Below are 24,400 nucleotides of genomic sequence, written 5' to 3' on the forward strand. Positions count from 1 at the left end.
GGGCAGAGGCCCGGCGGGCGCGGTTCTTGAGGACGCGGGCGTTGTCAGTGGGCCTCAGTACGCTGCCGACGCGGCGCGCGGGACAGGTGCGCGCCCTACGCGGGCAGAGGCTCGCGACGTGAGGGGAGAGGTACATGGGGGTCGCCGTCATCGCGGCCGTCGCGGCTGTCGCCGCGGCGGCCATCGCGGCTTGGGCGACGCTGCGGGCCAGAAGGAAGCCGGACGGCAGGATCAGGCTGGTCGACGTCTTGGTGGCCGACGCGTCGGCTGTCCTCGCGGAGCCGGAGCCCGCGGCGAGGGTCCTCGACGAACTGGCCCCCGAGCGCCCCGTCCTGGACATCGCCGTGCACAACGACGGGGGTCAGAGCTGCCTGGTGCGCCGCGTGTCCCTGGAGGTGGAGGGCCTCGTCCACGTGCCGGCGCTGGACCTGCCCCTGGTGGTCGACCTGCCGGGCGGACCGATCACGGAACCGCTGCCTGTTTGCGAGCGCCGTCTCGGACCCAGCGGTTCCTACCGCTTCGGTTTCCCTCTGCGGGAAGGCCGGCATACGCGGGGCGTCAACCAGCAAGTGGCCGCCGGTGAGGACGACCGGTTCCTGCTCTCCCTCATGGCACGGGAGGCGGTGAGGGGCCAGGACTTCTACCGGGTGACGCTCTCCCTCGACTGCGGCAGGACCAGGCGAGGAAAGAAGACGAAGCCGCTCACGTGGGAGCCGATCACCGTCGCGGCGTACGGTCTGCCGGACTGGGAGACACCAGAGGTGATCAGGGAGCGCCTGACGTACATCGCCGACCGCGCCCGGGAAGTGGCCCCGGGCGGCGGCGACGGTGTGTGCGTGATCTTCAACGCCATGGCACACCCGCTGCGGACGGCGATGGCGGACTACGTCGACTTCTACGAGGCCAAGCTCAAGATCCTGGAGGCGCTGCTCAGACAGTGCCGGGAGCACCTGACGGACAGGGCGGCGATCGAGACCCGGCTCGCGGCCCTGGAGGCCGCTCTCGGCGAGGTGGCGAGCCTGTACGGGCACGCCACCGCCCACAGGGCCCCTTAGCTATCGGCCGGGGCGATGCCCGTCGGGCATGCCCGGCCCCAGTTCGTCTCCGAGGGGGTGTCCAGGAGGGCGCCCGTGCCGCCGATGCCGCAGTAGCCGTCGGGGTTCTTGTCCAGGTACTGCTGGTGGTAGGGCTCGGCCGGCCAGAAGGGCTTGTTGTCCGCGGGCAGGATCGTCGTCGTGATCGTGCCGTGGCCCGCCGCCGTCAGGACCTTCTGGTACGCCTCCAGGGACGCCTTCGCTCCCGCCTCCTGCTCGGGCGAGTGGGTGTAGATCGCCGAGCGGTACTGCGTGCCCACGTCGTTGCCCTGGCGGAAGCCCTGCGTGGGGTTGTGGGACTCCCAGAAGAGCTTCAGGAGGGACGCGTACGAGACGCGCGCCGGGTCGAAGACGACGCGGACCGCCTCCGTGTGGCCCGTCAGGCCGGAGCAGACCTCTTCGTAGGACGGGTGCTCCGTATAGCCGCCCTGGTAGCCGACGTACGTCGTCCAGACGCCCGGCGTCTGCCAGAACTTGCGCTCCGCGCCCCAGAAGCAGCCCAGCGCGAAGTCCGCGACGGCCAGGCCCTCGGGGTAGGGGCCGAGCAGTGCGTTGCCGAGGACCGTGTGGCGCGAGGGGACCTCGAATTCCGGGGTCGCCCGGCCCTTCAGGGCCTGCTCGGGGGTGGGGAGCTCGGGCGTGCGGCCGAAGATCATGCGGGTCTCTCCTCGTGCGGGGCCTGACAGGGCGCGTACAGCTTCGTAGAGGGCTGCACCAGGGGAACGTGCTGGGCGGGTCCCTGCATTCCGGCCTTGCGATCCGGGCCGCTCAGAGCGACAGCGTCGCCGGGCTTCCGCCGTTCGCCTCGTACCCGGCTACGGCCAGCGCGCGGTACACCGCGTAGCTCTCGGCCGGGTCGGGGGTCAGGGTCCAGGGCAGCGCGCCGACGTGGCCGTCCACGTGCACCAGCTGGTGCATGGCCTCCGCCCAGCGCTCGCAGCGGACCAGGAAGAACACCAGGAGGTGGCGGACGTGCGCCAGCATCGGGTCGTCCGGGCGGGCCGCGTGCACCGCGAAGAGGGCGCCCTCGACGGCCTTCGTGACGACCTCGCTCTCGTAGAAGCCGCGGACGAGATTCACCTCGGGCATGTGTTCGTAGACGGCGAAGAGCGGGAGCGCCGCGAGGAGGGAGGCGCGGGGCGCGCGCGCCGCGGCCGCCTCCGTGAAGCTGTACGCGAGGTCGCGCGAGCCGTGCCACTTCTCGCACCAGTAGTGCAGCGCCGCCAGATGCGCGCCCATGTGCGCGGGCGCGCGGTCCAGGATCTTCAGCCAGAGCTGCTCGAACTCCTCGCGGGGGTACGCGAGACCGCGCGCGATGGACAGCTCGATGATGTACGGGACCGGGTCACCCGGCGCGAGCAGCGCCGCCTGCGCGCACGCCTCCTTGGCCTCCTCCAGAATGATCCGGAACTCGTCCGTGCCCTGGGCGGCCGTCCGCCACGCCTGCTGGACCAGGAACTCCGCGTGCACCGCGGCGCCACCGGCGTCCTTGGGAGCCTCGGCCCGCCACACCCGCAGCCACTGCCCGCCGGGGCTGTCGCTCACGCCGCCCGGCCGCTGCTGGAGCTCCAGTGAGGCCGCTCCCGCGAAGGCCTGCACACGCTGCCAGCGCTGCTCGCCGTGCGTCTCCGTGCCCGCGAGGAGCTGCGAGGCGGCCTGCCACCCCTGCGTGCGCTGAACGAGGTCGAGGACTTCCAGGAGATCGGCGTCCGGCCCCGGCATGCGGATGTCCAGCTCCTCCTGGCGCAGAAAGCCGTAGTGCGCCGGGTCCGCGGCGTCCGGTGAGCCGGGCTCGACCTGCCGGATCCCGCCGCGCCTGCGCAGCAGCACGGGCCCGAGGACCGCGCCGATCATGACCACAGCGAACAGGAACCAGAGAATCTCCATGGCTCAAGCGAACCAGACGGGTCCGACAATTGGCCAACCTGCCGGGACGTACCCGTACCGACTTGGACGGAAGGACCCTCTCCCCCGGGCGGAAGGGCCCGAGCGCGCACTACGCTCAGGCCGCATGAGTGACTTGCACAGCACGCCCGGCACACAGAGTTTCGAGACCGTGGCGATCCACGCGGGCAACACGGCCGACCCGCTCACCGGCGCCGTCGTCCCGCCCATCTACCAGGTGTCGACCTACAAGCAGGACGGCGTCGGAGGCCTGCGCGGCGGCTATGAGTACAGCCGCAGCGCGAACCCGACGAGGACCGCCCTGGAGGAGAATCTCGCCGCCCTGGAGGGCGGCCGCCGCGGGCTGGCCTTCGCCTCGGGCCTCGCGGCCGAGGACTGCCTCCTGCGCGCGCTGCTCAGCCCCGGCGACCACGTGGTCATCCCCAACGACGCGTACGGCGGCACGTTCCGCCTCTTCGCCAAGGTCGTCTCGCGGTGGGGCGTCGAGTGGTCCGTGGCCGACACCTCCGACCCGGAGGCGGTGCGGGCCGCGGTGACCGACCGTACGAAGGCGATCTGGGTGGAGACCCCCTCCAACCCGCTGCTCGGCATCACCGACATCGCCGCGGTCGCGCAGATCGCCCGTGACAGCGGGGCGCGCCTCGTCGTCGACAACACCTTCGCGAGCCCTTACCTCCAGCAGCCCCTCGCCCTCGGCGCGGACGTCGTCGTGCACTCCATGACGAAGTACATGGGCGGCCACTCGGACGTCGTCGGCGGCGCGCTCGTCGTCGGCGACGAGGCGCTCGGCGAGGAGCTTGCGTACCACCAGAACGCGATGGGGGCCGTCGCCGGGCCCTTCGACGCCTGGCTGGTGCTGCGCGGCATCAAGACCCTCGCGGTGCGCATGGACCGGCACAGCGAGAACGCCACCAAGGTCACCGAGATGCTGACCCGGCACGCGCGCGTGACGCGCGTCCTGTACCCGGGCCTTCCGGAGCACCCCGGTCACGAGATCGCCGCCAAGCAGATGAAGGCGTTCGGCGGCATGGTGTCGTTCCAGGTCGAGGGCGGCGAGGAGGCGGCCGTCGAGGTCTGCAACCGCGCCAAGCTCTTCACCCTGGGCGAGTCCCTGGGCGGTGTCGAGTCCCTGATCGAGCACCCGGGCCGCATGACGCACGCCTCGGTGGCGGGCTCGGCCCTGGAGGTCCCGGCGGACCTGGTGCGCCTGTCGGTGGGCATCGAATCCGCGGACGACCTCCTGGCGGACCTCCAGCAGGCACTGGGCTAGTCCGTCCGGCACGAACACCCCCCCGCTACCAGCGAGTAAGCGGCGGAGTCGTCTCCGAAGGCGGCTCCGCCCACGGCTGCGCGACGGACGCCCACACGGCGAACGCCACCACGCAGGCGAGCAGCACCACCCACAGGAGCCTGCGCAGCACCACGCGCCGCCGCAACATCCGCCCGCCCCGCCGCACGGCGTCATCGAAGAGCCCCGGCGGCACCGACGCCTGCGCACTCTCCAGGAGCCGCCGGACGGCCGTCTCCTTGCGCTCGTACTGGCTCATGAGGGCACCGCCCCACGCTCGTACCGGCTCATGAGGGCGCCGCCCCGCTCAGCGCCCCCGTCGGCGCGGGCCCGCGCGGCGGATGCAGGGCCGTCGCTATGGCACGCGCGCAGATCGCCGCGACCCGCTCGGCCGGCAGCCCGAGGAGCGCCGCCGTCTGTTCCTCGGCCACGCCCTCGTACATCCGGAGCACGAGAATCAGCCGTTCCTGGGGGCTCAGCCGGGCCAGGACGCCGCCGTGACCGCGATGGTGGCGCCAGGCCCCGCGCGCGAAGCGCAGGGCGAGCTGCTGGCGGGTGCGGTCGTAAGGGTCCTCGCCGCGCAGCCGGTCCCACGCCGCGTACGTATGTGCGAGGGCGGCGGTCAGCAGGGCACGCGCGCGTGGGTTGTCCGCCGGGCGCTCGGCGGTGAGCAGCGTCGCGGCATGCAGGAGCCTGCCTGCCGCGCCCGCGACGAACGCCTCGAACTCCCGGGCACGGCGGGCGTCCTGGAACGCCTGCCGTTCTCGCACCGCGCCTCCCGGCCGGAAGGAAGGAGGGGAACCCCGCACAAGGGGGCGTCCCGCTCTCATATGAGGCCAGGGCGGGGCCGGGGTCAAGACTCCGGAGTGGCCGGAACCTCTCCGCCGGGCGCCGCGTGTGACGTCTGGCGAGCCGAGAGGGCGGAGTTGAAGCGTGTGAGGAGCGCGCAGAAGCTCTCACGCTCCTCCGGCGCCCAGTCCTGCGTCAGTTCGGCCATCAGCTCGCGCCGCGAGGAACGCACCTCGTCGAGCCTGGCCTGGCCGCGCGGCGACAGCTGGAGCACCACGGCACGGCCGTCCTCCGGGTGCGAGGTGCGCTTGACGAGCCCGGTGTCGACCAGCGGGGCGACCTGCCGGGTGACCGTCGAGGAGTCGATGCCCATGCTCGCCGCGAGCGCTTTGACGCCCATCGGCCCTTCCTTGTCGAGGCGGTTGAGCAGCAGATAGGCGGCGCGGTCCATGGAGTTGCGGACCTGGCCTACCCCGCCGAGGCGGGTCTGCTCCGCGCGGCGGGCGAAGACCGCCACCTGGTGTTGCAAGCTGTCGAGAAGGCCGGGTTCACTGGCGGTCGTCATGTCCGGAGTTGTGGGCATGGCCGGGGGCTCACTTCATGCGAGGGCGGTGGGTTGGGGGACAGGGTACGCGGCCGGGACGCGGACCGTACCTGCGCTGCGCAAACCTACGCGCAGAACGGTCTCGGCCTTTGGTCACCGCGGGAGGACTCGGGCGGCGGCTGCGAGACTTGGCGTCATGAGCTATCGCACGCCTCACTCCTTGCCGACCGTCACCCTCGACGATGTGCGCGGTGCGCGGAAGATGCTCTCCGGAGTGGCCCGGATGACGGCGATGGAGGGCAGCAGGCACCTGTCCCAGCTGGTCGGCGCGCCGGTGCACCTCAAGTGCGAGAACCTCCAGCGGACGGGCTCCTTCAAGCTGCGCGGGGCGTACGTGCGTATCGCGGGCCTGCTTCCCGAGGAGCGCGCCGCGGGTGTCGTGGCCGCCAGCGCGGGCAACCACGCGCAGGGCGTGGCCCTCGCCTCCTCACTGCTCGGCGTGCGCTCCACGGTGTTCATGCCCGCCGGGGCGCCCCTGCCCAAGGTCGCGGCGACCAGGGAGTACGGCGCCGAGGTGCGGCTGCACGGCCAGGTCGTCGACGAGACGCTGGCCGCCGCGCAGGAGTACGCGCGCGAGACGGGCGCGGTCTTCATCCACCCCTTCGACCACCCCGACATCATCGCGGGGCAGGGCACGGTCGGCCTGGAGGTCCTGGAGCAGTGCCCCGAGCTGCGCACCCTCGTCGTCGGCGTCGGGGGCGGCGGACTCGCGGCGGGCATCGCGGTGGCCGTCAAGGCGCTGCGCCCGGACGTGCGGCTCGTCGGCGTGCAGGCGGCGGGCTCCGCGGCCTACCCGCCCTCGCTCGCCGCGGGGCACCCGGTGTCGATCGACAACCCCGCGACCATGGCGGACGGCATCAAGGTCGGACGCCCCGGTGATGTTCCGTTCCAACTGGTCGAGGACCTGGTCGACGACATCGTCACGGTCTCCGAGGACGAGCTGTCCAGCGCCCTGCTGCTCTGCCTGGAGCGCGCCAAGCTGGTCGTCGAGCCCGCGGGCGCCAGCCCCGTCGCGGCCCTGCTGAGCAGCCCGAAGTCGTTCGAGGGGCCGGTCGTCGCGCTGCTCTCGGGCGGCAATGTGGACCCGCTCCTGATGCAGCGCATCCTGCGCCAGGGCATGGCGGCGGCGGGCCGCTACCTGTCGCTGCGGCTGCGCCTGACGGACCGCCCCGGCGCCCTCGCCACGCTCCTCGGCGTGCTGACCGTGGTCGACGCCAACGTCCTCGACGTGAGTCACGTACGCACCGACCCGCGCCTCGGCCTGACCGAGGCGGAGGTCGAGCTGCACCTGGAGACGAAGGGGCCCGAACACTGCGCCGAGGTGGGCGCGGCGCTGCGCGAGGCGGGCTACACGGTCATCGTCTGAGCCCCCGCCCACCAGGCGCATGATGTCCGACAAATCTAAACTTTTCCCAGGAAGTCCCCCCACCGGACCACTGGGAGACCCACATGCCAGGCGCCATCTACGCCGAAGGTCTGGTGAAGACCTTCGGTGACGTAAGGGCTCTGGACGGCGTCGATCTGGACGTCCCCGAGGGCACCGTGCTCGGCCTCCTCGGGCCGAACGGCGCGGGCAAGACCACCGCGGTGCGCTGTCTGACGACGCTCCTGACACCCGACAGCGGCAGGGCCGTCGTCGCGGGGATCGACGTGCTCAAGCACCCGAACGAGGTGCGCCGGGCGATCGGCCTCTCCGGTCAGTTCGCCGCCGTGGACGAGTACTTGACGGGCCGCGAGAACCTCCAGATGGTCGCCAGGCTCTACCAGATGAGGGCGAAGGAGGCCAAGGCAAGGGCGGGTGAGCTGCTCGACCGGTTCCACCTCGCCGACGCCGCGGACCGCCCCTCCAAGACGTACTCGGGAGGCATGCGCCGCCGCCTCGACCTTGCGGCCGCGCTCGTCGTCTCGCCGCCGGTGATGTTCATGGACGAGCCCACCACCGGCCTCGACCCGCGCAACCGCCAGCAGCTGTGGGAGGTCATCCAGGAACTCGTCTCGGGCGGTACGACGCTCCTGCTGACCACCCAGTACCTGGAGGAGGCCGACCACCTCGCGCACGACATCTGCGTCGTCGACCACGGCCGCGTCATCGCCCGCGGCACCTCCGACCAGCTCAAGGCCCGCACCGGCGGCGAGCGCGTCGAGGTCGTGGTGCACGAGCGCGAGCACATCCCCACCGCCTCCGAGGTCCTGCGCGGCTTCGGCAAGGGGGACGTCACCGTCGCCGAGCACACGCGCAAGCTGACCGTGCCCGTCACCGGCGGCGCCAAGCTGCTCGCCGAGGTCATCCGTGAGCTGGACACGCGCGGCATCGAGATCGACGACATCGGCCTGCGCCGCCCGACCCTCGACGACGTCTTCATCTCCCTCACCGGCCACGTCGCGGCGCTGGAGGACGAGGGCAACGGCGCGGGCGCCGCGGCCAAGGCCAAGCGGAACAAGGAGGCCGGCATATGAGCACCGTCACCGACGCCGTGCCCTCGGCGGGCCCCAGGCCCGCGGGCGGCATCGGCCAGTCCGTCAGGGACTCCCTGGTCGTCGCCAAGCGGAACCTCATCCGCATGTCCAGAATTCCCGAGATGATGATATTTGGTCTGATTCAGCCAATTATGTTCGTGGTGCTGTTCAGCTACGTCTTCGGCGGCTCCATGAAGATCGGCGCCAGCACCGACCCCTCCGTCTACCGCAACTTCCTGATGGCGGGCATCTTCGCCCAGACCGTCACCTTCGCCACCGCGGGCGCGGGAGCCGGTATCGCCGACGACATGCACAAGGGCCTCATCGACCGCTTCCGGTCACTGCCCATGGCGCGCGGCGCGGTCCTCACCGGCCGCACCATCGCCGACCTCGTGCAGACCGCGCTGACCCTGCTGGTCCTCGCGATCGTGGCGCTGCTCGTCGGCTGGCGCATCCACGAGGGCATCTGGAAGGCGCTCGGCGCCTTCGGCCTGCTGCTCCTGCTCGGCTACGCCTTCACCTGGGTCGGCGCGCTCATCGGCCTCTCGGTGCGCACTCCGGAGGCGGCCACGTCGGGCGGCCTGATCTGGCTCTTCCCGGTCACGTTCATCTCGAACGCGTTCGTGGACTCCAGCCAGATGACACCCTGGCTGCGCCACGTCGCCGACTGGAACCCCTTCAGCGCCACCGTCCAGGCCTGCCGCGAGCTGTTCGGCAACCCGGGCGTCTCGGCGTCCACGGCCTGGCCCATGCAGCATCCGGTCTGGGCCTCGGTGATCTACTCGGTCCTGATCATCCTGGTCTTCCGCACGCTGGCGGTCCGCAAGTACCGCTCGGCGACGGCCTGACGCGCGACGGGCCCCCGGCACCTGAGGTGCCGGGGGCCCGTCCTTGCTGCGACGCTACGGCTCAGCCCTGGTACGGCTTGGCCTCAAGGATCTTGACGGAGGCGAGCTTGCCGTTCGGCAGTTCGTACCGCGCGTCCTCGCCGATCTTCTTGCCGTTCACGCCCGAGCCCAGCGGGGACTGCGGCGAGTACGTCTCGATGTCGTCGCTCGCGTACTCCCGGGAGGCGAGCAGGAACGTCAGGGTGTCGTCCTCGTCGCCGTCGAAGGCGATGGTCACGACCATGCCGGGCGCCACCATGCCGTCGGCCGCCGGGGCCTCACCGACCTTGGCGGTCTCCAGGAGCTGGGTCAGCTGGCGGACGCGGAGCTCCTGCTTGCCCTGCTCCTCCTTGGCCGCGTGGTACCCGCCGTTCTCGCGCAGGTCCCCCTCCTCGCGCGCCGCCGCGATCTTCGCGGCGATCTCGGTGCGCGCGGGACCAGACAGGTACTCCAGCTCGGCCTTGAGCTGGTTGTACGCCTCCTGGGTCAGCCAGGTGACGTTCTCGCTGGTCTGGGTCACAGGTGCTCCTCGTAGGTACTGGGAATACAAAGCATCGCCCTACCCAGAAGGATGTTCCCTCACGGGTGGGCGAAACCACGAGCCTAACAATTCCGGTGCGCCAGGGGGAGGACATAAGCCATCAGAATCACGTCAACGCAGGTGAGGGCCGTAAAGCGGGGCCGCACCCGGCCGTGTCACCTGCCGGCCCGGTCGGCCGTGTCAGTCGGAGTGGCAGCCCAGCAGCTCGACGCTGGTCGCCCTCTCGGTCGTACGCAGGGTGACGACCCGGTCGATACGGCCCTCGCGCTGGTCGAAGCGGAAGTCCGCGCGGCCGACCTCGGCGCCGGACTCGGCCTGTGAGCGCAGGGTGCAGTACCCCTTGGCGTCGGCGTCCTTGCGCACTTCCAGGTGCGCCTCGACGGCGGTGGCCGAAACGACGTCGAACTTGATGACCTCGGCGCTGAGCTTCGTACCGTTGACGTAGTCGTAACCGAACCACCCGACTACGCCGAGCAGGACCACGCCCAGCACGGAGCCCACGATCCTCAGCTTGCGGTCGGCGGCCTCGTCAGCCGTGCGCGAGCGGCCGTACCGCCCCTGGGGAAGCCCTTCCGGATGTGCCTCGGAAGGCCCCTCGGAAGGCTTCGAACCCACCGCCGCCATGATCGTCCTCCAGGAACAGGGGATGCCGGAATTTTCCGCCCCCCGGTTCCGTCACTATAGAAGCCGCGTGTTGCGCCGGATGACCGAGGGCGCCCAATACCTTGAGGATCGAGTCTTGACTGAGCAGCTTCGACTGATGGCCGTGCACGCCCACCCCGACGACGAGTCGAGCAAGGGCGCGGCCACCATGGCCAAGTACGTGTCCGAGGGGGTGGACGTGCTCGTCGTGACCTGCACGGGCGGTGAGCGCGGCGACATCCTCAACCCGAAGCTCCAGGGTGACACCTACATCCAGGAGAACATCCACGAGGTGCGCAAGAAGGAGATGGACGAGGCGCGCGAGATCCTCGGCGTCAAGCAGGAGTGGCTCGGCTTCGTCGACTCGGGGCTCCCCGAGGGCGACCCGCTGCCGCCGCTGCCCGAGGGCTGCTTCGCGCTGGAGGACGTGGACAAGGCGGCGGGCGAGCTGGTGCGCCAGATCCGCGCGTTCCGCCCGCAGGTGATCACGACGTACGACGAGAACGGCGGCTATCCGCACCCCGACCACATCATGACCCACAAGATCACGATGGTGGCGTTCGAGGGCGCGGCGGACGCCGAGAAGTACCCGGAGAGCGAGTTCGGCGCGGTCTTCCAGCCGCAGAAGCTCTACTACAACCAGGGCTTCAACCGCCCGCGCACCGAGGCCCTCCACCAGGCGATGCTCGACCACGGTCTGGAGTCGCCGTACGGGGACTGGCTCAAGCGGTGGGACGAGTTCGAGCGGGTCGAGCGCACCCTGACCACCCACGTCCCGTGCGCCGACTTCTACGAGATCCGCGACAAGGCCCTGATCGCCCACGCCACGCAGATCGACCCCGACGGCGGCTGGTTCCGCGTCCCGATGGAGCTCCAGAAGAAGGTCTGGCCCACGGAGGAGTACGAGCTGGCGAAGTCGCTCGTCGATACTTCCCTCCCCGAGGACGACCTCTTTGCGGGCATCCGCGACAATGCCTAGCGTGAACGCACATCTGGCAATGACGCATCTCGTCCCTCTTGCCAAGGAGGTCGACGACGACAAGGTGACCCCCGGCGTCCTCGGATTCATCGTCTTCGCGGTGATGGCCCTGGCCGTGTGGGGCCTCATGAAGTCGATGAACCGGCACATGGGCAAGGTCGACTTCAAGGAGCCGGAATCCGGGCGGCCGAAGCCGGGCGACGAGCCGGTCGCCGCGACGACCGGCTCGAATGCGGCCGCCGACGAGAAGAAGCCGGGCGGCGAGAGCTAGCCCTCGCCGGGCGGCGTGCCACAGCTCGGGCCGCCCGGCCCGTCGAACTGCACCGAGCTGAAGAAGTCCTGGTAGGTGGGGAAGAAGTTCCCCTTGCCCGTCGGGCCGGAGGAAGTCACGGCCGTGCAGCCGCTGTAGTGCGCCTCGGACCAGAGGTAGATGGTCGAGGCGGTGCGGTTCCAGTCCGACTTGGCCCGGTCGTTCATGCCGAGCGCCGCCAGGTCCGGGGTGTTCCCCCTGAGGGTGATCATGTCGCCGGTGCCGTCGAGGCCCGAGAACATGCAGTAGTAGCCGCTGGGGCACCGGTCGTACCCGTCAGCCGCGTGCGCGGTGGTGCCCGGGACCACGGTGGCGGCCGCGGCGGCCACCCCCACGACCAGTACCGACAGCTTGTTCCTCATTTTGTTCCTCATCGTGATGCCCTTGCGCATTCCGATCCGCCCTTCCTCGGCTCGACAGACCCTCCAGACTTGTGGATGCGCGGAGCGGTCCGCTACCCCCCGCAGGGGTGACTCGCGGGGGTGACTCGCGCAGAGCGGTCCTGACGGCCTCCGACCCTGTTCGGGTACCTCGCCTACGCCGCTGTCGCCACCGCCGCCAGTTCCTCCGCGACGGTGTCGGCGATCAGCTGGGAGTCCTCCGGTCGGAGGTGGCTCACCACGGAGAGGGTGTAGACGTCGGCGGTCTGCACGAGGCTGAGGTTGGCGGTGCCGGGTGAGGAGAGCGCGGGCAGGGAGACGACGCCGCTCAGGCGCCGGCCGTGCAGGTGGCTCGGATTGTCCCGCCATTTGAACGCCGTGCACACGGCCGTGGTGACCTCGGGCCGAATCATGCGCCTGGCCAGCGCCGCGGTGAGCCAGGGCACCGCGCGCGCGGCACCCTCCAGGACGGGCAGGGCCGCGTGGTGGGCCTGGCGGCGTTGGTGCAGGTCCGCCATCAGGTTCTGGCACGTGTGCAGGCGCCCGGCCGGGGAGTCGGTGCCGAGGGGCAGCGGGATGCGGACGGCGGTGATGAAGTTGCCGAGCTTCTGCGCCTCGGACCGGCCGCGCAGGTCCACCGGCACCGTCGCGTAGAGGGGCGCGCGCCCCCGGGGCCAGGACGAGGTGGTGCCGTAGCAGGTGGGGAGGGCGCCCGCCACGGCACCGAGCAGCAGTTCGTTCAAGGTCGCTCCGCGTCCCCCCGCGGGCCGGCGGCGGGCCGAGCGCATCACGTCCGGGTCGAGCCGGGTGACAGCGAGGGACGGGTGGGCTTCGCCGGATGCCAGCGGCAGGCGCTGCCCCAGGGCGTTGCTGTCCCGGCACTCTCTGAAGAGGGCGGCGGGGCGGACGCGGGGGCGCTGCCGCGGTGGCGAGGGAACCGGCGGCGTGGGAATCGGTACCGCGGGCAGTGGTGCGGGCGCCCGGGGCGTGGCGAGCTTGGAGCCGTCCATGAGGAGGCGAAGGAGGGTCGCCATGGAACTGCCGTCGATGAGTGCGTGATGGGCGAGCAGCACCAGGGCGTGTTCGCCGTTCGGAGCGGGCTTCGGTACCAGCAGCTGCCACAGAGGCCGGTCGGGCCGCAGCCGCCGGCCGACCGACGCGGACAGGAGCGGGCGCAGCTCCTGCTCGGAAGCGATGACGTGCGCGGCGGGGTCGAACGGTCTCCCGGCCGCCCAGCGGTGGCCCGAGAGGGCCGCCGGTCCGCGGGGCGCCTCCAGGACCTGATGCATCCGGTCGAGCCCTCCCCACCGCTCGCCGACGCGGGACCGCAGCTCGGCCAGGTCGAAAGGCTCTCCCGTGAAGAGCGCGGCCGTGCCGATCGTCCCGGACAGCCCGGTGCGCACGAAGCCTTCGTCGAGTCCCGACAGCCTCATGTGTACGACCCTTCGCTCTTCATCTGCGTCAGCGCTCGGCCGAGTCGAGGACGACACAGGAGTTGTGCCCGCCGAAGCCGAAGCTGTTGCTGATCGCCGGTCCCGCGGACAGCTTGCGCGGCTGGACGACGATGTCGAGATCGCACTCGGGGTCCAGCCGCGTGAGGTGGGCGGTGGGCGGTACGACTCCTTCGTGCAGCGACAGAGCGGTGATTACGGCTTCCAGGGCTCCCGCAGCCCCGAGGGCGTGCCCGGTCACCGACTTGGAGGCGGTCACCGGCACGGCGGCGGGACCGAACACGGAGGTGATGGCGCGCGCTTCCGCCAGGTCGTTGAGCGTGGTGCCGGTGCCGTGCGCGTTGACGTGGGTGACGGCGTCGGGAGCGATACCGGCGTCGGCGAGTGCCTGCTCCATGCAGGCGGTCGCACCGGTGCCGTCGGGGTGCGGTGCCGTGAGGTGGTGGGCGTCGGATGTGCACCCGTACCCGATCAGGGTGGCGTAGATCCGCGCGCCCCGGGCGCGGGCGAGGTCCAGCCGTTCCAGCACCATGAAGGCCGCCGCCTCCGCGAGGAGGAACCCCTGCCGCTCCGCGTCGAACGGCCGTGAGGCGCGGGCGGGTTCGGCGCAGTCCGTGACCATGGCTCCGGACCGCGCGAAGGCGAGTGCGGTCGTCGCGGTGAACGGACTGTCGTGGCCGCCGGTCACGACCACGTCCGCGCGCCCGGCCCGGATCATCTGCATCGCCTCGCCCACGGCGTGCGTTCCCGAGGCGCACGCGGTGGAGAGGGTCAGGGTGGGGCCGGTGACATCGGCCTTGGAACTGATCCAGTACGCACCGGCGTTGGGCATCACCCGCGCCGGGTAGAACACGTCGGGCTTGCCGATGCCGTGTTCCTGGCTGATCAGGCCGCCGTAGGTGGTGCCGGTGACGACCGCCCTGCGCGCGGCGGGGACGTGCAGGCCCCCGGCGTCCGTGACCGCGTCCATGGCGGCGCACACCGCCATCTGCACGGAGCGGTCCGCTCGGCGTGCCTCTTTCGGGGCGAGGTAGCCCTCGGGAGTGAAGTCGGGCATGGGATACGCGGGGTGCACGACGGTGGCCTCGTCGTCGAAGGCGTGCAGCGTGGCCGCGCAACGGGAGCGCAGGAGGTTCTCCCACAGCTCACCCGTCGTCGCCCCGGCCCCGCAGCGGACTCCGAGGCCCGTGACCGCGACAGCGTCGTTGCGTGTCATCCAGTGACCACGCCCGGGGCGGGCCGGGTGCGCTGCTTCACGATGAGAGCGGCGACGTCACCGACCGTGGACACCGCGGCGGGGTCGGCTCCCTTGAGGGACACGCCGAACAGTTCCTCCGAGGCGACCTGGAGTTCGGTGACGTCCAGGCTGTCGGCCCCGAGGTCGGCCACGAGCCGGGCGTGCGGGACGACGTGCTCCTGCGGCACGGACATGATGTGTGCGCAAAGGGGGCGCAACTCGGCCCATACTTCCGATTGTTCAGCTTCTACCGCCGCGTTCACTTCTGTTTCCACGGTGCTTTTCCCTTCTTCAGGTCTTCCGGTGCGTCAGGTCTTCCGGTGTCAGGTCTTCCAGTGGCGCCGGGGCTTGCGGTGGCGTCATGACATCCGCGCCAGGGTCTCGAATTCACCCACCACGGCGTCGGCGAGTAGTTGGGCGCTGTCGGGGAGCAAGTGGCAGACCACGGTGAGCGTGCAGGCGGTATTGCTCTGCATCAGATGGAAGCTCGCACTGCCCGGCCGGTGCAGCGGCGGCAGCCCCACGACGTGCTGAAGTCGGTTGCCGCGAAAGGCGGATGACGCGTCACGCCATTTCATGGCGGTCGTCACCGTCGCCACGAAGGTCGGCTCCGTGGCACTGTCCGCCATCCGAGCGGTCAGCCAGGGCGCCGCACGGTGGACCGTTTCTGCCATGGGGAGCAGTGCGGCGGCGTGGACGCCGGACCGTGCGGGCACCGCTCGCAGCGAGTTCTGGCAGACCCGCAGGCGGGCGACGGGGTCGTCATGGTCGAGGGGCAGCGCCACTTGTACGGCCGTGGAGCCGTTGCCCAGAGCGTCCTGGTCGTCCCGGGCACGCAGGTCGCTCGGTACGGCCGTGTACACGGGCCGGGTGCGCGGCCAGTGGCGTGGGGGGCCGAAATGGGCGCGCAGCCCCCCGGCGACCGCGCCGACCAGCAGTTCGTTCAGCGTCGCGCCGCGCGTGTCCACGGGGTGCCGGCGCGCGGCGCGGATCGTGGGGGCGGGCAGTGCGCGTACGGCGACCGAGGGGGACGTCCGAGGAGGCGACGGTGTCGGGAGGGCCTGCCCGCGGGCCGCCAGCGCCTTGAGTTCCCTGGCCACGGCGCCGAGCCGGACGCGGGGCCGCGGCGTACGGCCCGCGCCCCGCGCCGGGACGGCGTCGTCCATCAGAAGGCGCAGCAGGGTTTCGAGGGAACGCCCGTCCAGCAGCACGTGCTGGGCCACCAGTGCCAGGGCGAACCCACCGTCCGGGCCGCCAGGAACGGCGTAGAGCCGCCAGGGCGGCGCCCCGTCGGGGAGCGGGCGGCCCACCACGTCCGCCCACAGGTCGTCGAGCTTGCCCGGCGCGGCAAGGACGTGCGCCTCGGGTTCGAACGGCCCGGGTACGACCCAGTGGGGGCGGCGTCGACGCGGTGTCCGCCGCTCGCCCGCGCCTGTCGTGAGCGAGATGTCGAGCAGGTGGCTCATCCGTCGCAGCGCCGTCCATCGTTCGGCGACCCGCGCCCGGACTTCGCGGAGGTCAGGCTCCTCGCCGGTGAAGACCGCCGCCGCGCCGATGACACCGGGGCAGCCGTTGTGCAGCAGCGTCGCATCGGGGAAGGAGAGCCTCATGCGATCCATGGCCGACATCTCCTCCGCTGGGGGGCATCCTTTGGGGATCTTCCTTGTTCCGGGCGCTGTTGGCCTGACTCGACCGCCGCTCGCAGTCACAGAAGGCAACGAGATTCACAGCGGGGAGTTACGACCGGCGGTGCTCACCGTGCCGCCGAGGGACGTCAGTTCGCGTTCGAACGCGGCCGCCAGCAAACGGGCTTGGCCCGGAGGGGTGTTGCTGATCACGGAGAGGGTGTGCGTGCCCGCGTAGCTCGTCAGGGTCAGGCTGACCGCCTCCGGGTTCTGCACCTGGGGCAGGGTGATCGCCTTCGCCAGCGGCGCGCCGTCCAGGAACCACGGGCCCCGGGGCCACCTGATGGCAGTACAGACCACGGGGGCCCACCGGCGCGAATTGGCTCGTACGGCGAGCAGGCGCAGCCCCCAGGGGCCCAGACGGGCGGCGGTGCTGAGCAATTGTGTGGCGGCGGCCGCGGTGTGCGCGGAGTCGGAAGCGGCCGCCTCTGCCCGGCATGCCGCAAGCCGTTCCCGGGGGCTGTCGATGGCCATGGGGAGCGGTATCCGCACCGCTGAGACGACGTTGCCCAGCGTCTCGGGCTGCTCCGGCGTGCGCAGGTCCACGGCGAACAGGCCGTACAGCGGGCGGGTGGCCGCGGCCCAGTGGTCCGGGTCGCCGTGGACGGTCCGCAGGGCGCCCGCGGAGGCCGCGAGCAGGATTTCGTTGAGGGTCGCGCCGAGTCCGGGCAGGGCCCGGCGGGCCGCTCGTACCGCGTCCGTGTCCACGTCCACCCAGGCGAGATCCCGCTTCGCCCCCGGTGGGCCGGAGGGCAGCGGCAGGGCCTGCCCCGAGCGCAGCGCGTCGAGCGGCCGACCGGTGCTCCGGGGCTGCCCGTCCTGCACCGCGCGTCGAGGTCCGGGGAGCCGAGGCGTCCGGACGGCCCGCGCGCGCCCCGCGGCCTTGGCGCCGCGCCCGGGACCGCCGTCGAGGAGACTGCTCAGCAGCAGCTCCAAGGAACGGCCGTCCATCAGGGCGTGATGGGCGCTCAGGACGAGCCCGAACCACTCCTGTGGGCCGGTCTGCCGCACCGTGCGTACGAGCCGCAGGCGCCAGGGCGGCAGCCCGTCGGGCACGGGCTGGGTGACCAGCCGGCCGAGCAGGTCGGTGAATGCCGTACCGCCGGCGCCCCCATCCACGCGCCGGCCCTCGGAGGGGGTGTCCAGGACGTGGTCGCGGACGTGGGCGCGGACGTCGAAGCCGTCGAGCGGCACCCAGCGGTGCGGGCGCAGCCACGTCGGCCGCGCGGGCCGCAGCAGAGTCCGGCGCAGCAGGGGAAGACCGCCCCAGCGCTCGACCACCCTGTCGCGCAGATCATCGAGGGGTGGTGGTGCCCCCGTGAACAACGCGGCCATGGCGATAGGGGGTTTGGGGTGCGTGCCCGCGCCGCAGAGGAGTTCGTCCACAGGTGACAGGGCAATACTATTTTTCATAAGAGGTGCCGACGGACAATGAGGATTCGACGGCGGCGGCGATCTCGCCCAGTGTGGTGTCCAGGGTGAGTTGATCCTCGCTGAACGGCCGGCCGATCCTGTTCTCCAGGGTGATGGCGAATTCGACCTGCGCGAGCGAGTCGAGATCCACGTCCTCCACGGTCGTGGCGGGCGTCAACTCCTCTTCCGCGCACCGGAATTTGTCCACGAGGATATCCACGACAGTGCTGTATCCCTTGGTCATCGCATCTCCTTGAGGTCAGCTCGGACCGGCATGCCGACGGCCCCTGCGACCTCCCATCCTTACGACGCCACTCGGCATAACCGGCCGCCTAGAGGCATTTCACCTGAAGGGAGTACGGGATTGGACGCGGCCGGTCACCGCGGCCGCGGCACCTCCACCCCCATCACCTCCCGGGCGTGCCGGTTGGGCACCATGCCGAGGCGCCACGCCTGCCAGCCCGTCTCCAGCTCGGCGCCCCGCTCCAGGAGCAGCCCGTACGCCTGGAAGTAGTCGGCGAGCTTGCCGTCGCGGGTCGGGTGGTCGGCGCGGGCGAGCTGATTCAGCTCCTCCTGGGCGACCGCCGTGCCGATCTCCCAGCCGCCCGGTGAGGCGTACGGCAGCAGGGTGCAGCGCAGGAAGCGGGCCCAGTCCTCGCCGCGGCGGTCGCCGTAAGAGGTGAACAGGGTGATCGCCTCGTCGCACAGGGCCAGCGCCTGCTGCGTGCGGGAGTTGCCCGCGTCCACGACCGCCAGCTCCAGGCATGTCCAGGCCTCGCCGTGCGCGACGCCGATCCGCTGGAAGTCGGCACGGGCGTCGACCAGGAGCTGGCGGGCGAACCCGGAGTTGCGCAGCGAGCCGGTCTGGGCGGCGCGCTGGTCGCGGGTGACGCGCGCCGAGTGGTGGCGGGCGCACGCGAGCCCGTACACGTCCCGCATCCGGGAGAACATCGTGCGCGCCCGCTCCAGGTCACGCACCGCCTGGTCGAGGCTGCCCATCTCCTCCAGGGCCTGGCCGAGGTAGTACAGCGACCAGGCCTCGCCCCGCACGTCCTCGTTGTCGCGGTGCCGGGACACCGCCTGGCGCAGGCCGTCGACCGCCGGTGAGGGGTCGCCGTCCACCAGGCGGGCCCGCGCCAGCTGCGTCATGGCCCAGGCCTCGCCGCGCGCGTCGCGCGTGCGGCCGTACAGGTCGAGGGCGTCGCGCAGCTCCGTCTCCGCGCGCGGTACGTCGCCCATGCGCAGCCGCAGCTGCCCGAGCTGGAAGTGTGTCCACGCCTCGCCGTGCACGGAGCCGCCCGCGCGGTGCAGGGTGAGCGCCCGCTCCAGCATGTCGAGGGCGTGCGCGAGATGGGCACGGTCGCGCTCCACCGCGGCGAGCGCGTGCAGCGTCCAGGCCCGGTCGCCCGCCAGCTCGTCGGAGGCCTGGAGGTCCAGCGCCTCCGTCAGCCGGGCCGCGGCCTCCGTGAGGTTGCCCTGGTGGTGCAGCGTGATGCCGAGGGAGCCGAGCGCGCGGGCCGCGGCGGCGTCCTGGTGGGCCTCGAAGTAGAGGTCGACGACGGAGTTCAACGTCGTACGCGACTGATCCAGCTCGCCGAGCTGACGGGCCGCGATGCCCGTGCGCCACTGCACGCTGCGGCCGAGGAGACCCTGGTCGATGGCCTGGGTGAGTTCGTTGATCTCGCCCAAACGGTAGAGGTCGCCGCGCAGCAGGCAGTAGTCGCACAGGGCGCCGAGGAGGTTCAGGACGGCCCGCTGGTCGACGCCCTCCGCGTGCCGCAGGGCCGCCGTGATGAACGTCGACTCGTCGTCCAGCCAGCGCAGCGCCGCGTCGAGGGAGGTGAAGCCGTGCTGCCCGGCGGTCCCCGACCGGAAGACGGTGTTCGACCGGGTGGACGTCTTGCCGTCGACCAGGCGGATCACCGTGTCGGCCAGCTCGCCGTAGCTGACGATGAGCCGCTCCTGCGCGGCGGTGCGCTCGGCGGGCTCCTCCTCGTCCAGGAGGCGGGCGAGGGCGAAGGTGCGTACGAGGTCGTGCAGGCGGTAGCGGCCGCCCCGGAGCCGGTCGACCAGGCCCGCGTCGGAGAGCGCGGTGAGCCGGCGGCCCGCCTCCTGCTCGTCCGTGGCGAGCAGCGCCGCCGCCGCGGCAGGGCCGAGCGAGGCGCGTCCGGCGAGCGCGAGGCGCCGCAGCAGGCGCCGGGCGGGCTCGGACTGGTCGGTGTAGCGCAGCCACAGGACGCGCTCGATGGGGCCGACCTTGTCGGCGGGCCCGTACGCCGCGAGGTCCGCCGCGAGCCGGCGCGGGGTGCGCGGGCCGAGCGAGGACCCGGCGGCGCGCAGCGCGAGCGGCAGACCGCCGCACAACTCGCGTACGGTATCGGCAGATTCGGCGTCGTAGGGCCCGGAGGGGTCCTCGGCGGACTCCCGCAGCAGCTCCTCCGCGCCCGCCTCGTCCAGCGCCTCGACCGGGAGCCGGTGCACCCAGGCGGGCAGGTCGGCGGGGATCTCCAGCGGCTCCCGCGCGGTGACGAGGACGAGGCTGTCCGAGCGCTCCGGGATCAGGGTGCGTACCTGCTCGGCGTCGCCCGCGTCGTCCAGGACGATGACCACCGCCACACCCGTCAGATACTGGTGATACAGCTCGCTGAGCCGCTTGACCTGCTGTTCCTGCGAGGAACGCTCCCGGAAGAGCAGTTGCTCGCGCGGCGCGCCCAATCGATTCAGCAGGTGCAGCAGCGCGTCGCGCGTGGACAGCGGGGTCTCCCGCGGGGCGTCGCCGCGCAGGTCCACCACGCACGCGCCGCGGAACTGGTCCCGCAGATCGTGCGCGGCCCGCACCGCGAGCGATGACCTTCCCGAGCCGGGCGCGCCGTACAGCATGACGACCGTGGGCCGGGTGTCCGTGCTGGCGCGCGCCGCGTGCACCCACCGGGCGATCTGTCCGAGCTCGGCCCTGCGCCCCGCGAAATGCCTATCGTTCTGAGGGAGTTGGGAGAAGGACTGCTCCAGCGCGGAGCGCCTGCGCGCCGCCGCGCTCTTGTCCGTGCCGCGCAGCTGCGGCGCGGCCTTCTTCGCCGTCCCCGTGCCCGTGGAGGCGGCGAGGACCCGCTGCTGGTCGAGGAAGGGCCTGATGCCCCGCACCTCCAGTGCCGTCAGCCACTGGAGCCGCAGCTGTTCGGGCCCGCCCGGCTGGCTGAGCGCCCCGGCGCGGCGGCTCGCCGCCGGCACGTGGGAGGCCGTCACCTTCAGGACCGTCGCCGCAGCTCCCGCCACCGCGACGACCGCGCCGGTACCGAGGGCCGTACCGACGCTCGTGCCGAACGACAGGTCGGACACCCCGGCCGCGACGGCGGCAACCACCGCCACCAGAAGGGGAGTTCCGGCGCCCTCGCGCGCGTACCGCTGGCCGAAGGTGAGCCGCCCGGCATCCGCCTCGTCCAGCGCCCGGGTGTACGTGTCGTACTCCTCGGCGGCCGTCTGCGCCATCGCGTCCAGGGCGCCGCGCGCCCGGGAGAGCAGTACGGCGCCGTCGACGCGCCCGCCCGAGCGCCGCACCTCCTCCTCCACGGCCCGTGCCAACAGCCGCTCGGCCTCGGCCCGATGGCTGTCCCGCATATGGGTTCCCCCTCCGAGAGCAACGGTTGCCTGCGGTCGCAAGTGTGCTGCGTGCGGGGCGCCGATGCGAGGGAGTCGGCGGATCAGGGCCCGGCGTACGTGAGCCGGGCGCCCGGTGTGCGCGAGGATGGGGGGTATGCCGAACCGACTGGCCCAAGAGACGTCCCCCTACCTGCTCCAGCACGCCGACAACCCCGTCGACTGGTGGCCCTGGTCGGCCGAGGCCTTTCAGGAGGCCCGCGAACGGGGCGTGCCGGTGCTGCTCAGCGTCGGGTACAGCAGCTGTCACTGGTGTCACGTCATGGCGCACGAGTCCTTCGAGGACCAGGCGACGGCCGCGCTCATGAACGAGAAGTTCGTGAACATCAAGGTCGACCGCGAGGAGCGCCCCGACGTCGACGCCGTCTATATGGAGGCCGTGCAGGCCGCGACGGGCCAGGGCGGCTGGCCCATGACCGTCTTCCTCACCGCCGACGCCGAGCCCTTCTACTTCGGTACGTACTTCCCGCCCGAGCCCCGGCACGGCATGCCGTCCTTCCCGCAGGTCCTCGACGGCGTGCACCGGGCGTGGACGGACCGGCGCGGCGAGGTCGCCGAGGTCGCCGGGAAGATCGTGCGCGACCTCGGGGAGCGGCAGCTCACGCACGGCACCGGCGAGAAGCCCGGCGAGGACGAGCTGGCGCAGGCGCTGCTCGGCCTGACCCGCGACTACGACGCGGCGCACGGCGGCTTCGGCGGTGCGCCCAAGTTCCCGCCGTCGATGGCGGTGGAGTTTTTGCTGCGGCACTACGCCCGCACGGGCGCGGAGGGCGCGCTCCAGATGGCCGCCGACACCTGTGAGCGGATGGCGCGCGGCGGCATCTACGACCAGCTCGGCGGCGGCTTCGCGCGCTACTCGGTCGACCGTGAGTGGGTCGTGCCGCACTTCGAGAAGATGCTGTACGACAACGCGCTGCTGTGCCGCGCGTACGCCCATTTGTGGCGGGCCACCGGCTCGGACCTCGCGCGTCGCGTGGCGCTGGAGACCGCGGACTTCATGGTCCGCGAACTGCGCACCAACGAAGGCGGGTTCGCCTCCGCGCTCGACGCCGACAGCGAGGACCCGGCGACGGGCAAGCACGTCGAGGGCGCGTACTACGTATGGACGCCCGCGCAGTTGAGGGAGGTGCTGGGGGAGGCCGACGCGGATCTCGCGATGGCCTGCTACGGCGTGACGGAGGAAGGCACCTTCGAGGAAGGCGCCTCCGTTCTGCAACTCCCTGTCGCGGAAGGCCCGCAGGCGGAGGCCTCGCGGCTCGAATCGGTGCGGGAACGGCTGCTCGCCGCGCGTGCCGAGCGGCCCGCTCCCGGGCGTGACGACAAGATCGTCGCTGCCTGGAACGGCCTCGCGATCGCCGCGCTCGCGGAGGCCGGCGCGTACTTCGACCGGCCCGACCTCGTCGCGGCCGCCGTGGGCGCGGGCGATCTCCTCGTACGTCTGCACATGGACGACCGTGCGCGGCTCGCCCGCACCTCGAAGGACGGGCGCGTCGGTGCCAACGCGGGCGTGCTCGAGGACTACGCCGATGTCGCCGAGGGCTTCCTCGTGCTGGCCTCCGTGACGGGGGAGGGGGTGTGGCTGGAGTTCGCCGGGTTCCTGCTCGACCACGTCCTCACGCAGTTCGTCGACGAGGAGAGCGGGGCCCTGTACGACACGGCGGCGGACGCGGAGCGGCTGATCCGGCGGCCGCAGGACCCCACGGACAACGCGGCGCCCTCCGGGTGGACGGCCGCGGCCGGGGCCCTGCTCTCGTACGCGGCGCACACGGGGGCCTCGCCGCACCGGACCGCGGCGGAGCGGGCGCTCGGGGTCGTCAAGGCGCTCGGGCCTCGCGTGCCGCGGTTCATCGGGCACGGTCTCGCGGTCGCCGAGGCGGCGCTGGACGGACCGCGCGAGGTGGCCGTCGTGGGGGAGGTCCTCGGTGACCTGCACCGGACCGCGCTGCTCGGCACGGCGCCGGGGGCGGTGGTGGCGGCGGGGCCCCCTGGCTCCGACGAGCTTCCGCTGCTCGCGGGCAGGGGGCTGGTGGACGGGCGTCCGGCGGCCTACGTCTGCCGGGGCTTCGTCTGCGACGCGCCGACGACCGATGCGAGTGCGCTCGCCGGGATGCTCTCCTAGCGCTGGGTACGCGTCCGCGCAGACGAAAGTGGCCGCGGCTGAAGAGCCGCGGCCACCGGGTGGAGTAAGGGGGAAGAGAAAGGAGGGGGGAGGGGTCAGCCGTGCTGGTAGGCCACCAGTGAGATGCCGATGTAGTGCACGGCGAAGGCCGCCAGCGTCAGCGAGTGGAAGACCTCGTGGAAGCCGAAGAAGCGGGGCGAGGGGTTCGGCCGCTTGATGCCGTAGATCACGCCGCCCGCGCTGTAGAGCAGCCCGCCGACGACGACCAGGACGAGCACGGCGATGCCGCCCGTGCGCATGAAGTCCGGCAGGAAGAAGACGGCCGCCCAGCCCATCGCGATGTAGCACGGCGTGTAGAGCCAGCGGGGGGCGCCGACCCAGAACACGCGGAAGGCGATTCCCGCGACGGCCGCGCCCCAGATGCCCCAGAGCAGCCACCGCCCCTTCGCGTCGGGGAGCAGCAGCATCGTCAGCGGGGTGTAGGTGCCCGCGATGATCAGGAAGATGTTGGAGTGGTCGAGTCTGCGCAGGACACCGTCCGCTCGCGGGCTCCAGTTCCCCCGGTGGTAGAGCGCGCTCACCCCGAAGAGGAGGCAGGCGGTCAGGGCGAAGATGCCGCAGGCGATCCGGCCGCGGGTGGAGTCCGCGAGCGCGGTCAGCACCAGCCCGGCCACGACCACCGCGGGGAACATTCCCGCGTGCAGCCAGCCGCGCATCTTGGGCTTCACGGGCAGCGGCATGTCCTGCGGGGGTGGGACGAGGGAGGGGGCGTCCTCGGGTTCCGGGATCGCTTCGGAGACGGAGGCGGTCATGCTCGGCATCGTACCTACGCCCCCGTAAGTCGGACATCAACCGCACGTGAACCGGTCATCAAATCGGATGGAACCGCCGTCCTCACACCCGAAGCCGTACAAGTGGCGATGCTCACGCCGCTCAGGTGTGAGGCCCTCTGGACAGATGCGCGG

24 protein-coding genes are annotated in these 24,400 nt (G+C 71.8%); 8 read left to right on the forward strand and 16 right to left on the reverse strand.

The window, feature by feature from the left end; all coding sequences use genetic code 11:
* Positions 1-134: 134 nt before the first annotated feature.
* Entirely contained in the window at positions 135-1,055 is a 921-nt protein-coding gene (locus CP975_RS22140) for a hypothetical protein (RefSeq protein ID WP_055528481.1), read from the forward strand.
* Here CP975_RS22140 and msrA read toward each other — a convergent pair.
* Both msrA and CP975_RS22150 read right to left on the reverse strand, forming a co-directional pair.
* Positions 1,052-1,750, reverse strand: a complete 699-nt coding sequence (gene msrA, locus CP975_RS22145) for a peptide-methionine (S)-S-oxide reductase MsrA (RefSeq protein WP_055528482.1) — start codon at positions 1,748-1,750, stop codon at positions 1,052-1,054. The two genes, CP975_RS22140 and msrA, sit on opposite strands and share 4 nt — an antisense overlap.
* Positions 1,751-1,862: 112 nt before the next feature.
* Positions 1,863-2,981 carry a hypothetical protein gene (locus CP975_RS22150; RefSeq protein ID WP_055528483.1) on the reverse strand — a complete coding sequence of 373 codons (1,119 nt, stop codon included), beginning with the start codon at positions 2,979-2,981 and terminating at the stop codon, positions 1,863-1,865.
* 124 nt (positions 2,982-3,105) lie between these two features.
* On the opposite strand from CP975_RS22150, the gene CP975_RS22155 reads away from it, so the two are divergent.
* The gene (locus CP975_RS22155) at positions 3,106-4,269 is read left to right on the forward strand and encodes a cystathionine gamma-synthase (RefSeq protein WP_055528485.1); all 1,164 of its coding nucleotides are present in this window, start codon (positions 3,106-3,108) and stop codon (positions 4,267-4,269) included.
* Between the two features lie 25 nt (positions 4,270-4,294).
* Here CP975_RS22155 and CP975_RS22160 read toward each other — a convergent pair whose 3' ends face one another.
* The 3 genes from CP975_RS22160 to CP975_RS22170 form a co-directional block, all read right to left on the reverse strand.
* Positions 4,295-4,546: a hypothetical protein gene (locus CP975_RS22160; RefSeq protein WP_055528486.1), complete on the reverse strand. Its 252-nt coding sequence runs from the start codon at positions 4,544-4,546 to the stop codon at positions 4,295-4,297.
* Between the two features lie 28 nt (positions 4,547-4,574).
* Complete coding sequence (locus CP975_RS22165) at positions 4,575-5,057, reverse strand: sigma factor-like helix-turn-helix DNA-binding protein (protein ID WP_055528488.1); 483 nt, start codon at positions 5,055-5,057, stop codon at positions 4,575-4,577.
* An 83-nt stretch (positions 5,058-5,140) separates the two neighbouring features.
* Complete coding sequence (locus CP975_RS22170; RefSeq protein ID WP_055528490.1) at positions 5,141-5,659, reverse strand: MarR family winged helix-turn-helix transcriptional regulator; 519 nt, start codon at positions 5,657-5,659, stop codon at positions 5,141-5,143.
* Positions 5,660-5,816: 157 nt separating this feature from the next.
* Here CP975_RS22170 and ilvA point away from each other — a divergent pair, with 157 nt between their 5' ends.
* From ilvA to CP975_RS22185, 3 genes are all read left to right on the forward strand, one after another.
* Positions 5,817-7,046, forward strand: coding sequence for a threonine ammonia-lyase (ilvA, locus tag CP975_RS22175; protein ID WP_055528492.1), 1,230 nt, complete (start codon positions 5,817-5,819; stop codon positions 7,044-7,046).
* 83 nt (positions 7,047-7,129) lie between these two features.
* On the forward strand, positions 7,130-8,137 hold the full coding sequence (locus CP975_RS22180) for an ATP-binding cassette domain-containing protein (protein ID WP_055528494.1): 1,008 nt from the start codon (positions 7,130-7,132) through the stop codon (positions 8,135-8,137).
* Entirely contained in the window at positions 8,134-8,985 is an 852-nt protein-coding gene (locus CP975_RS22185) for an ABC transporter permease (protein ID WP_055528495.1), read from the forward strand. Before CP975_RS22180 ends, CP975_RS22185 begins: the two co-directional genes overlap by 4 nt.
* Before the next feature lie 61 nt (positions 8,986-9,046).
* Here the strand turns inward: CP975_RS22185 and greA are convergent, their stop codons facing one another.
* Entirely contained in the window at positions 9,047-9,544 is a 498-nt protein-coding gene (gene greA / locus CP975_RS22190) for a transcription elongation factor GreA (RefSeq protein ID WP_055528497.1), read from the reverse strand.
* A gap of 201 nt (positions 9,545-9,745) precedes the next feature.
* A complete protein-coding gene (locus CP975_RS22195; protein ID WP_246201591.1) occupies positions 9,746-10,180 on the reverse strand; it encodes a DUF4307 domain-containing protein in 435 nt (144 codons plus the stop codon).
* Between the two features lie 124 nt (positions 10,181-10,304).
* Here CP975_RS22195 and mca point away from each other — a divergent pair, with 124 nt between their 5' ends.
* Both mca and CP975_RS22205 read left to right on the forward strand, forming a co-directional pair.
* On the forward strand, positions 10,305-11,186 hold the full coding sequence (gene mca / locus CP975_RS22200) for a mycothiol conjugate amidase Mca (protein WP_150477261.1): 882 nt from the start codon (positions 10,305-10,307) through the stop codon (positions 11,184-11,186).
* A gap of 19 nt (positions 11,187-11,205) precedes the next feature.
* Positions 11,206-11,457 carry a hypothetical protein gene (locus tag CP975_RS22205; protein ID WP_246201806.1) on the forward strand — a complete coding sequence of 84 codons (252 nt, stop codon included), beginning with the start codon at positions 11,206-11,208 and terminating at the stop codon, positions 11,455-11,457.
* Here the strand turns inward: CP975_RS22205 and CP975_RS22210 are convergent.
* The 8 genes from CP975_RS22210 to CP975_RS22245 form a co-directional block, all read right to left on the reverse strand.
* Positions 11,454-11,858, reverse strand: a complete 405-nt coding sequence (locus tag CP975_RS22210; protein ID WP_055528532.1) for a peptidase inhibitor family I36 protein — start codon at positions 11,856-11,858, stop codon at positions 11,454-11,456. The two genes, CP975_RS22205 and CP975_RS22210, sit on opposite strands and share 4 nt — an antisense overlap.
* A gap of 173 nt (positions 11,859-12,031) precedes the next feature.
* Positions 12,032-13,309: a wax ester/triacylglycerol synthase domain-containing protein gene (locus tag CP975_RS22215; RefSeq protein WP_055528503.1), complete on the reverse strand. Its 1,278-nt coding sequence runs from the start codon at positions 13,307-13,309 to the stop codon at positions 12,032-12,034.
* Positions 13,310-13,337: 28 nt separating this feature from the next.
* Entirely contained in the window at positions 13,338-14,543 is a 1,206-nt protein-coding gene (locus tag CP975_RS22220) for a beta-ketoacyl-[acyl-carrier-protein] synthase family protein (RefSeq protein WP_055528504.1), read from the reverse strand.
* On the reverse strand, positions 14,540-14,839 hold the full coding sequence (locus CP975_RS22225; protein WP_342787970.1) for an acyl carrier protein: 300 nt from the start codon (positions 14,837-14,839) through the stop codon (positions 14,540-14,542). The genes CP975_RS22220 and CP975_RS22225 overlap by 4 nt, the downstream gene beginning before the upstream one ends.
* A gap of 84 nt (positions 14,840-14,923) precedes the next feature.
* Positions 14,924-16,183, reverse strand: a complete 1,260-nt coding sequence (locus CP975_RS22230) for a wax ester/triacylglycerol synthase domain-containing protein (protein WP_055528507.1) — start codon at positions 16,181-16,183, stop codon at positions 14,924-14,926.
* Positions 16,184-16,288: 105 nt separating this feature from the next.
* Positions 16,289-17,635 (reverse strand): WS/DGAT domain-containing protein, encoded by a 1,347-nt coding sequence (locus tag CP975_RS22235; protein ID WP_167532715.1) that lies wholly within the window; start codon positions 17,633-17,635, stop codon positions 16,289-16,291.
* Between the two features lie 16 nt (positions 17,636-17,651).
* Entirely contained in the window at positions 17,652-17,906 is a 255-nt protein-coding gene (locus CP975_RS22240; RefSeq protein WP_055528511.1) for an acyl carrier protein, read from the reverse strand.
* A gap of 134 nt (positions 17,907-18,040) precedes the next feature.
* Positions 18,041-21,277, reverse strand: a complete 3,237-nt coding sequence (locus CP975_RS22245) for a tetratricopeptide repeat protein (RefSeq protein ID WP_055528512.1) — start codon at positions 21,275-21,277, stop codon at positions 18,041-18,043.
* Between the two features lie 136 nt (positions 21,278-21,413).
* Here CP975_RS22245 and CP975_RS22250 point away from each other — a divergent pair, with 136 nt between their 5' ends.
* Positions 21,414-23,435 (forward strand): thioredoxin domain-containing protein, encoded by a 2,022-nt coding sequence (locus CP975_RS22250; RefSeq protein ID WP_055528513.1) that lies wholly within the window; start codon positions 21,414-21,416, stop codon positions 23,433-23,435.
* 95 nt (positions 23,436-23,530) lie between these two features.
* On the opposite strand, the gene trhA is transcribed toward CP975_RS22250, so the two are convergent.
* The gene (gene trhA, locus CP975_RS22255; protein WP_055528514.1) at positions 23,531-24,247 is read right to left on the reverse strand and encodes a PAQR family membrane homeostasis protein TrhA; all 717 of its coding nucleotides are present in this window, start codon (positions 24,245-24,247) and stop codon (positions 23,531-23,533) included.
* Positions 24,248-24,400: the final 153 nt, after the last annotated feature.

Origin of the sequence: Streptomyces alboniger (genome assembly GCF_008704395.1) — a bacterium.
Taxonomy (GTDB): Bacteria; Actinomycetota; Actinomycetes; order Streptomycetales; family Streptomycetaceae; genus Streptomyces; species Streptomyces alboniger.